At 70.2% G+C, this 7,456-nt stretch carries 9 protein-coding genes and 1 tRNA gene; 4 read left to right on the forward strand and 6 right to left on the reverse strand.

The annotated features are described in order from the left end of the window. Window positions 1–90 precede the first annotated feature (90 nt). Window positions 91–792, forward strand: coding sequence for a MerR family transcriptional regulator (locus IEJ02_RS22405; RefSeq protein ID WP_191066505.1), 702 nt, complete (start codon window positions 91–93; stop codon window positions 790–792). Between the two features lie 79 nt (window positions 793–871). Here IEJ02_RS22405 and IEJ02_RS22410 read toward each other — a convergent pair whose 3' ends face one another. Next, window positions 872–1,675, reverse strand: a complete 804-nt coding sequence (locus tag IEJ02_RS22410) for an exodeoxyribonuclease III (protein ID WP_191066485.1) — start codon at window positions 1,673–1,675, stop codon at window positions 872–874. Window positions 1,676–1,738: 63 nt separating this feature from the next. Between IEJ02_RS22410 and IEJ02_RS22415 the strand changes: the two genes are divergently transcribed. After that, on the forward strand, window positions 1,739–2,290 hold the full coding sequence (locus IEJ02_RS22415; protein ID WP_191066486.1) for a GNAT family N-acetyltransferase: 552 nt from the start codon (window positions 1,739–1,741) through the stop codon (window positions 2,288–2,290). 59 nt (window positions 2,291–2,349) lie between these two features. On the opposite strand, the gene IEJ02_RS22420 is transcribed toward IEJ02_RS22415, so the two are convergent. Beyond that, window positions 2,350–3,516, reverse strand: a complete 1,167-nt coding sequence (locus tag IEJ02_RS22420) for a trypsin-like serine peptidase (RefSeq protein WP_191066487.1) — start codon at window positions 3,514–3,516, stop codon at window positions 2,350–2,352. Window positions 3,517–3,744: 228 nt separating this feature from the next. Continuing rightward, window positions 3,745–4,104 (reverse strand): hypothetical protein, encoded by a 360-nt coding sequence (locus tag IEJ02_RS22425; protein WP_191066488.1) that lies wholly within the window; start codon window positions 4,102–4,104, stop codon window positions 3,745–3,747. 170 nt (window positions 4,105–4,274) lie between these two features. Between IEJ02_RS22425 and IEJ02_RS22430 the strand changes: the two genes are divergently transcribed. Next, window positions 4,275–4,772 (forward strand): Dps family protein, encoded by a 498-nt coding sequence (locus tag IEJ02_RS22430; RefSeq protein ID WP_191066489.1) that lies wholly within the window; start codon window positions 4,275–4,277, stop codon window positions 4,770–4,772. A 51-nt stretch (window positions 4,773–4,823) separates the two neighbouring features. On the opposite strand, the gene IEJ02_RS22435 is transcribed toward IEJ02_RS22430, so the two are convergent. Further along, window positions 4,824–5,873 carry an aldo/keto reductase gene (locus IEJ02_RS22435; RefSeq protein ID WP_191066490.1) on the reverse strand — a complete coding sequence of 350 codons (1,050 nt, stop codon included), beginning with the start codon at window positions 5,871–5,873 and terminating at the stop codon, window positions 4,824–4,826. A 114-nt stretch (window positions 5,874–5,987) separates the two neighbouring features. Here IEJ02_RS22435 and IEJ02_RS22440 point away from each other — a divergent pair, with 114 nt between their 5' ends. Further along, complete coding sequence (locus IEJ02_RS22440) at window positions 5,988–6,431, forward strand: MerR family transcriptional regulator (protein ID WP_137979221.1); 444 nt, start codon at window positions 5,988–5,990, stop codon at window positions 6,429–6,431. Between the two features lie 122 nt (window positions 6,432–6,553). Here IEJ02_RS22440 and IEJ02_RS22445 read toward each other — a convergent pair. Then, a tRNA-Ala gene (locus IEJ02_RS22445) sits at window positions 6,554–6,627 on the reverse strand. 75 nt (window positions 6,628–6,702) lie between these two features. Further along, window positions 6,703–7,456: divisome protein SepX/GlpR (gene sepX / locus IEJ02_RS22450; RefSeq protein WP_498067077.1), on the reverse strand; the 754-nt coding region annotated here is incomplete at its 5' end.

Genomic DNA, 7,456 nt, shown 5'->3' on the forward strand with positions numbered 1-7,456 from the left:
GGCGGTTGCACCCGACCGGCCTCGGCATGGGCTTCGGCATAGGCTTCCCTCGTGGCGACGAGCGAAGCGGACGAGGTACGCGAGTACCGCATGGCGGAACTGGCCGAGAAGGCCGGGATCACCGTGCGCACCCTGCGCTTCTACCGGGAGCGCAAGCTGCTCCCACCGCCGCGCCGCGAGGGCCGGATCGCCTGGTACGACGACCACCACCTGGCGCGGCTGCGGACGATCGCGGCGCTGCTGGAGCGCGGCCACACCCTCGGCGGGATCGCCGAGCTGCTCGCCGCCTTCGAAAGCGGCCGCCGCGACGTCGGCGAGCTGCTCGGGCTGTCCGGCGCGGCCGCCTCCTGGCCCGCGGAGACCCCGGTCCGCCTCCGGCCCGAGGCGCTCGCGGACTACTTCCAGGGCGAGGTCACCCCGGAGAACCTCAGCACCTCCCTCGACCTCGGCTATCTGGCCGTCGACGGCGACCAGATCGTCCATCTCAGCCGCCGTCTGCTGGACGTCTCACACACCCTGGTCGAACAGGGCGTCCCGCTGGCCGCCGTGCTCGGCGCGGCGCGCGAGGTGCGTGAGCATGTGGACGCGATCGCCGAGACCTTCGTCACACTGCTGCGCGCCCATGTGCTGGCGGACGCCATGGAGCGCGGCGAGGACGTCGGCGAGACCGTGGAGCGGCTGCGGCCGCTGGCCACGAGCGCGGTGGACGCCGAGCTGACGATGGCCATGAACCGCCGGATGCGGACGGAGTTGGGCGAGGCGCCGCCCAAGGGCCACTCCGGGGGTCAGTGAGCCCGCGGGGCGGGTGAGCCTGCGGGGCGGGTGAGCCCGCGGAGGTCGGCGAACCCACAGGACCGCCGCCCCGCGAACCTCAGTGAGCCGGGCCGTAGGCCACCGTCACCGGGGCGTGGTCACTCCACCGCTGGTCGTAGGCGGCCGCCCGCTCCACGACCGCCTTGACCGCGCGCCCGGCGAGCCCCGGGGTGGCGATCTGGTAGTCGATGCGCCAGCCCGCGTCGTTGTCGAAGGCCCGGCCGCGGTAGGACCACCACGAGTACGGACCCGCGACGTCCGGGTGCAGGGCGCGCACCACGTCCACGTACGCCGCCTCCTCGAAGACGCTGGTCAGCCAGGCGCGCTCCTCGGGCAGGAATCCGGACTTCTTCTGGTTGGCCTTCCAGTTCTTGAGGTCGGCCTCCTGGTGGGCGATGTTCCAGTCGCCGCACACCAACGCCTCGCGCCCGCCGGCCGCCGCCCGCTCGCGCAGCTCCTTCAGATACGGAAGGAACTCCGCCATGAAGCGCTCCTTCTCGTCCTGGCGGTCCGTGCCGACCTCACCCGAGGGGAGGTACAGGCTGCCGACGGTCACGCCGGGCAGATCGACCTCCACATAGCGGCCGCTGCCGTCGAACTCGGACGACCCGAAGCCGACCCGGACGCCCTCCAGCTCGCGCCGGGCGTACACCGACACCCCGGCCCGGCCCTTGGCCGCCGCGGGGGCATGCACCACATGCCAGCCGTCGGGTTCGCGGACCGCCTCGGGCAGCTCCTTGGGCTCGGCGCGCACCTCCTGGAGGCACACCACATCGGCCGCTGTACCGTCCAGCCAGGAGATGAAGCCCTTCTTGGCGGCGGCGCGCAGCCCGTTCACATTCACGGTCGTCACGGTGAGCACGCCCGGCACGATACGCGACGAAATCAACGGCCCCTCCCCCTGCCTGGAAGTACGATCCGTCGCATGGACGTTCGAGTCATTCGCTACGATCACCCTGACGCCCGCAAACTCGACGAGGAAGTGCAGGTGGAGTACGCCGAGCGCTACGGCGAGGGCGATCTGACGCATATGGACGCGGCCCACTTCGAGCCGCCGCGCGGCCTCTACCTCATCGCCTACGACACGGACGGCACCCCGGTCGCGAGCGGCGGCTGGCGCAGCCAGGAGCGGAGCGAGGAGGGCTACGAGGACGGGGACGCCGAGATCAAGCGGATGTTCGTGGTGCGCGCGGCGCGCGGGCGGGGGCTGGCCCGGCGGATCCTCGCGGCGCTGGAGGACAGCGCGCGGGAGGCGGGGCGGGTGCGGATGGTCCTGGAGACCGGCACCGAGCAGCCGGAGGCCATCGCGCTGTACACCTCGTCCGGCTACACACCGGTGACCAAGTTCGGGCTCTACCGCTTCGAGGAGACCAGCCGCTGCTACGCCAAGCTCCTTACGGACGCCACGGGTGCGGCGGACACGACGGACGCGACGGGCCTTTCGGGGGCGCCCGTAAGGCCATCCGTACGGCCATGACGAGGGGCCCGCTCCCCATCGCCCATGCGGAGCGGGCCCCTTCCACCTCTGCGGGCCGGTCAGCCCCGACCGGCGAACTTCTTGCTGATGGCCTCGAACACGCCCTTGGCCTCGGCCCCCAGATGCGGCCCGGCGAGCCAGGTGTGCCCGTACGAGCCGATCGAACTGTTGGACACCAGCACCGTCTTACCGCCGTGGTTGACGAACCAGCCGCCGCCCGAGGTACCGCCGGTCATCGAGCAGCCGATCCGGTACATCGTCGGCGAGGTGGGCGAGAACGACAGCCGGCCCGGCCTGCTGGTGCAGTTGAACATCTTCGCCCCGTCGTACGGCGGGGCCTGCGGATAGCCGTACGCGCCGATCGAGCTCACCCGGTCCGCCGACGGCGCCCCGAACCACACCGGCACCGAGGCCCCGACCGTCTCCTGCAGCGACTTGCCGCCGCCGTTCTCGGGCTTCAGATGCAGCACCGCGAAGTCGTACGCCGAGCCCACCCCGCCGGTCTTACCGCCGTTCGCGATCCACTCGGACGAGGTCTGCGACCAGTCCGCCCACCACACGCCGTAGGGGCTGACCTCGTTCTGCGCCGCCGTCTGGGTCTGCTCGGCCGGCAGTCCGTTGTCGTTGTACGAGGGCACGAACACGATGTTGCGCATCCAGCCGCCCTGCTTGCCGGAGTGCACGCAGTGGCCCGCGGTCCACACCAGGTTGGACTTCCCCGGATGGGCCGGGTCGTCGATGACCGTCCCGGAGCACACCATCGGCCCCTCGGGGCTGTCGAAGAACACCTTCCCGACCGGCGCCATGTTCTGGTGGTACGGCCGCGAGACCTGCTTGGCCGGCACGGCGGGCGGCTCGGGGTCGGTGGCCGCCTGGTCCTGGCCGGCGCTCTGCGTGGAGACGGTGTGCGACGAGTCCTTCGCCTTGGCCATCCTGGACGGCTGCCAGAAGTTCTTGATGATCGGGTTGGCGAATTCCGATGCCTTGCGGGCCCACTTGTCCCAGTCCTTCCAGCCGCCCTCCTTCCACTTCTTCAGGTCGTCCAGACTCGTCGGGACGCCATCGGGCAGCTGGATCCCGTCCTTGGCCTGCTGTCCGGTGGACGCGGCCGAGGAGCTCGACGAGGAAGCCGCCTCGTCGTCACCGGGCCCGCAGGCCGAAGCGGAGACCACCAGCAGCGCGGTCATGGCCGCGGCCGCCACGGTGGAACGGCGTATGAGTGGCATGGAGCCTTATCCCCCTGTTGTGGTGCAGTTGTCGTGCTGTGCTGTGGTGTGCTGCGGTATGCCGCCCTCTGCCCTACGGCGCTTTCACGCCATGGAGCCAAAGGACCGGGCACCTACTATGCCCGCGCCCCTGGCCTGCGCCATCACCTGTCCCCGGGCCCGCACCAAACACGAACGCGGTGAGCACGATTCCATGACATCGCGCCCTCCCCCGCGCCTCCCGAACGCTCAGGGAGAGGCCAGCAGCAGCATCGCCATCACCACCTGAGCGGCCCCCTGTAGCTTGACCGCCCACGACCGCGCCGAGGGAAACGGCAGCCGCTCCCGCGGGCAGCCGACGGCGAAGATCCCGAACGCCGCCGAGGCCAGAAACGACCCGAAGATCACCGAGCCGGGTATGGAGGAGCAGTGGTCGCCGTCCACGATGCAATCGGTGGCCCGCTGCGTCATGAGGGCGAGGACGATGCTGACGACGGCCGTGGGTACCAGCAGTGCGAGGCCGACCTTGGCCACCGTACGGACCCTCCGGTCCTGCGCGGCGCCTGCCGCCTCATCGGCACCCGTTCCCGCGGAAGCTGTCTCGTTCACCGTTCCACCCAACCGCGCACGGGCCGCCCGCGGATCGTGCGGGGTACTCATTCCCCCTAGGTACCCGAGCGGATCAAGCGGAGTGGCGACGGAGAGAGACCTCCCTGAGGCTTGACACGGGCCTCCTGTGCCAGGGGTCTGCTCTGCGGCGCTTTCGAAGGAGACACGCCATGGCCTCTTCTGGGGGTTCCCGACGTTCGGAGAGCGAGGTCGCCGGATTCACGGCCTCACCACAGCTCGCCCAAGCGTTGCAGCGGATCGTGGTGGACCTCGTCGAACTGCATCTCCAGGGCAAGCAGGCCCACTGGAACGTGGTCGGCCACAACTTCCGGGATCTGCACCTTCAACTCGATCAGATCGTGGACGACGCCCGCGAGTCGGCCGACACCATCGCCGAACGCATGCGCGCCCTGGCCGCCATCCCGGACGGCCGCTCCGAGACCGTGGCGGCGACCACCACACTCCCCGCGTTCCCGGCGGGCGAGGTGAGTGTGACCGCCGTCGTCGACCTCATCACCGCCCGTCTGCGCGCCACCGTCGACACCCTGCGCACCCTCCACGACCAGGTCGACAGCGAGGACCCCTCCACGGCCGACCTGCTGCACGCGATCATCGAATCCCTGGAGAAGCACGCCTGGATGGTCAGCGCGGAAAACCGCTCCGCCTGATCCTTACGAGAACTCAAGGTCCCCGGCGGGGGCTTTGAGCCGTGGTCGGGCTCAGGCCGCGGCGCGTTCGGCGAGCGGGCGGCGCCGCAAGGCGGTGTCGGTCAGTGATCGGGCCGGGAAGGAGGTGCTGGGGTTGTACCGGTTCACCCCAGGCGGCACGATCTCGTCGATCCGGTCGAGGGTCGCGTCATCCAGGGTGAGCGCGGCGCCCTTGAGTAGATCCTCCAGCTGCCGCATGGTCCGCGGTCCGATGATCGCCGAGGTGACGGCGGGATGGGCCACGGTGAAGGCCACGGCGAGCTGCGGGAGGGTGCAGCCGATGCTTGTCGCGAGCTCGATGAGCCGTTCGACGGCGTCGAGCTTGGCGGCGTTTTCGGCGATCGCGGGATCGAAGAATGCCGGGCGGAGCGCGGCACGGCCGGCTGCCAGGTCGATGGGCTGGTCCTTGCGGTGCTTGCCGGTGAGGAATCCGAAGGCGAGGGGGCTCCAGACCAGTACCCCCATGCCGTAGCGCTCACAGACGGGCAGGAGCGAGGCCTCGATCCCGCGGGCGAGAATCGAGTAGGGCGGCTGGGCGGTACGGAAGCGTCCGAGGTTGCGCCGCTCGGAGACGTGGTGTGCCTCGACGATCTCCTCGGCCGGGAAGTTCGAGCAGCCGAAGGCGCGGATCTTTCCCTGGCGCACGAGGTCGCTGAGTACCGAGAGCGTCTCCTCGATGTCCGTGGAGTGGTCGGGGAGGTGGACCTGGTAGAGGTCGATCCAGTCAGTGTTCAGGCGCCTGAGGCTGTCCTCGACCGCCCTGAGGATCCAACGCCGCGAGTTGCCACTGCGGTTGCGGCCCTCACCCATCTGAAAGTGGACCTTGGTGGCGAGGACGACGTCGTCACGGCGCCCCCGCAGCGCCTTCCCCACAATCTCCTCGGACTCACCCTGTCCGTACATGTCGGCGGTGTCGACGAAGTTGATCCCTTGGTCGAGGGCGGCGTGGATGATGCGGACACAATCGTCGTGGTCGGAGTTGCAGCCATCCTGGAACATCATGGTCCCGAGGCAGTGGACACTGACCTCGATACCGGTTCTCCCGAGGGTGCGATAGCGCATGGTGATGCTCCCTTACTCGTTCAACCGATAACGCGGAGCGACGGAAGCGTCGATCGCACGAGGCACCCTAGGAACTAGACCCGGCTCTAGATCAACCCCATTACCCTGACCGGCATGGCTGAGATCACGACAAGTCTGAGCATCGGACAAGTCGCCGAACGCACCGGTTTGAGCGTTCACGCGCTGCGCTTCTACGAGCGCGAGGGCCTCTTCGTCAACGCCGTGCGACGCGGACCTGGCGGACGCCGCGTCTACAGCGAGGATGACGTGGACTGGCTGACCGTCTGCATCATTCTCCGCGCCTCAGGCATGCCCCTGCCCGCGCTCCGCCGATACGCCGACCTCGTCAGAGAAGGCGCCGGCAACGAGGAAGAACGGCTCACGCTCATGCGCGAGCACCACGAGCACGTCACCGCCCAGATCGGCAGGCTCTCCGAATCCCTGGACCTGATCAGGTTCAAGGTCGGGGTGTACGAGGACCTTGTCGACCAAGGCAGCGGCGCCGCCCGCCAATGTCACGCGCCATCCGCTTCGGCCGACGAAGCACGCACGCCATAAGGCGCCACGGAGGCTCGGCGAGCACCTGGGTGAGCACGATCGGAAGTAACCGCGGTACTCCGCTGCTGTACGGCACCAAAAAGCCCCCGCCAGATTTCCCCGGCGGGGGCTTTGAGCTGCGGTGGACCTGAGGGGATTTGAACCCCTGACCCCCTCGATGCGAACGAGGTGCGCTACCAGTCTGCGCCACAGGCCCTTGCAACGAGTGAAACTCTAGCATCCCCTCCGGGGTGCTTGGTAATCCGTTCCCCGCTGGTCAGTGAAGGGGCCGTCACTCGTTGGCAGCACGCGGCCGGTCCTCGTCGGCGTACTGGTCGAAGAGGGGGGTGCGGCCGCGGTCGCGGGTGCCGCGGGGTGGGGCGGCGACCGGGTCCGGGGCCGGGGCGGGGTCGTGGGCGGAGGCGGGGTCGACGGTGCTGGAGCGGGCGGAGCTCCAGGCGTCGGGGGCGGCCAGGTCGACGCTGCCGGTGGCGCGCGGGGCGACCGGGGCGGTGACGTAGGTGGGCAGCGGGACGGGCACCGGCTCCCAGCCCTCCCCGGCGGCCGGGCCCCGCTCGCGCTCACGCTCCTGGTCCACCCACTCGGCGTGATCGGTCTGCTCCACCAGCGCGCGGCGCCCGGCCGCGTGCGGCGAGGGCGCCTTTGCGGGGGCGGGCTCGGCCTCTGAGGGTGCGGGAGGGTCGGCGGGGCAGTCCTCTGCGGACGGGCCCTCGGCGGGCGGATGGGCCCGCGGACGGCGCTCGCGCAGCCGCTGCGCGGCCTGCTCGGCGTGGCGCTGGTCCATGGTGAAGGCGAAGCGGCGGCGCTCCTGGGCGCGGAGGTAGGCGATATAGGCGCTGAGCAGTATGGCCGGGATGCCCGGGGCCCACAGGAAGGCGAGACCGCCGACGGCCGCGACGATCGCGCCGAGGGTGAAGACGACGAAGAGGATCACGGTGGTGCGGCGGCGGCGCGCGAGCACTCGCGCGCGCCGCCCGCGGTCCAGCGCGCTCCAGCCACCGCCGCCCGCGCCGCGCGCACCGCTC

It is taken from the genome of Streptomyces sp. 5-10 (assembly GCF_014712245.1).
In the GTDB taxonomy this organism is placed as follows: domain Bacteria; phylum Actinomycetota; class Actinomycetes; order Streptomycetales; family Streptomycetaceae; genus Streptomyces; species Streptomyces violaceusniger.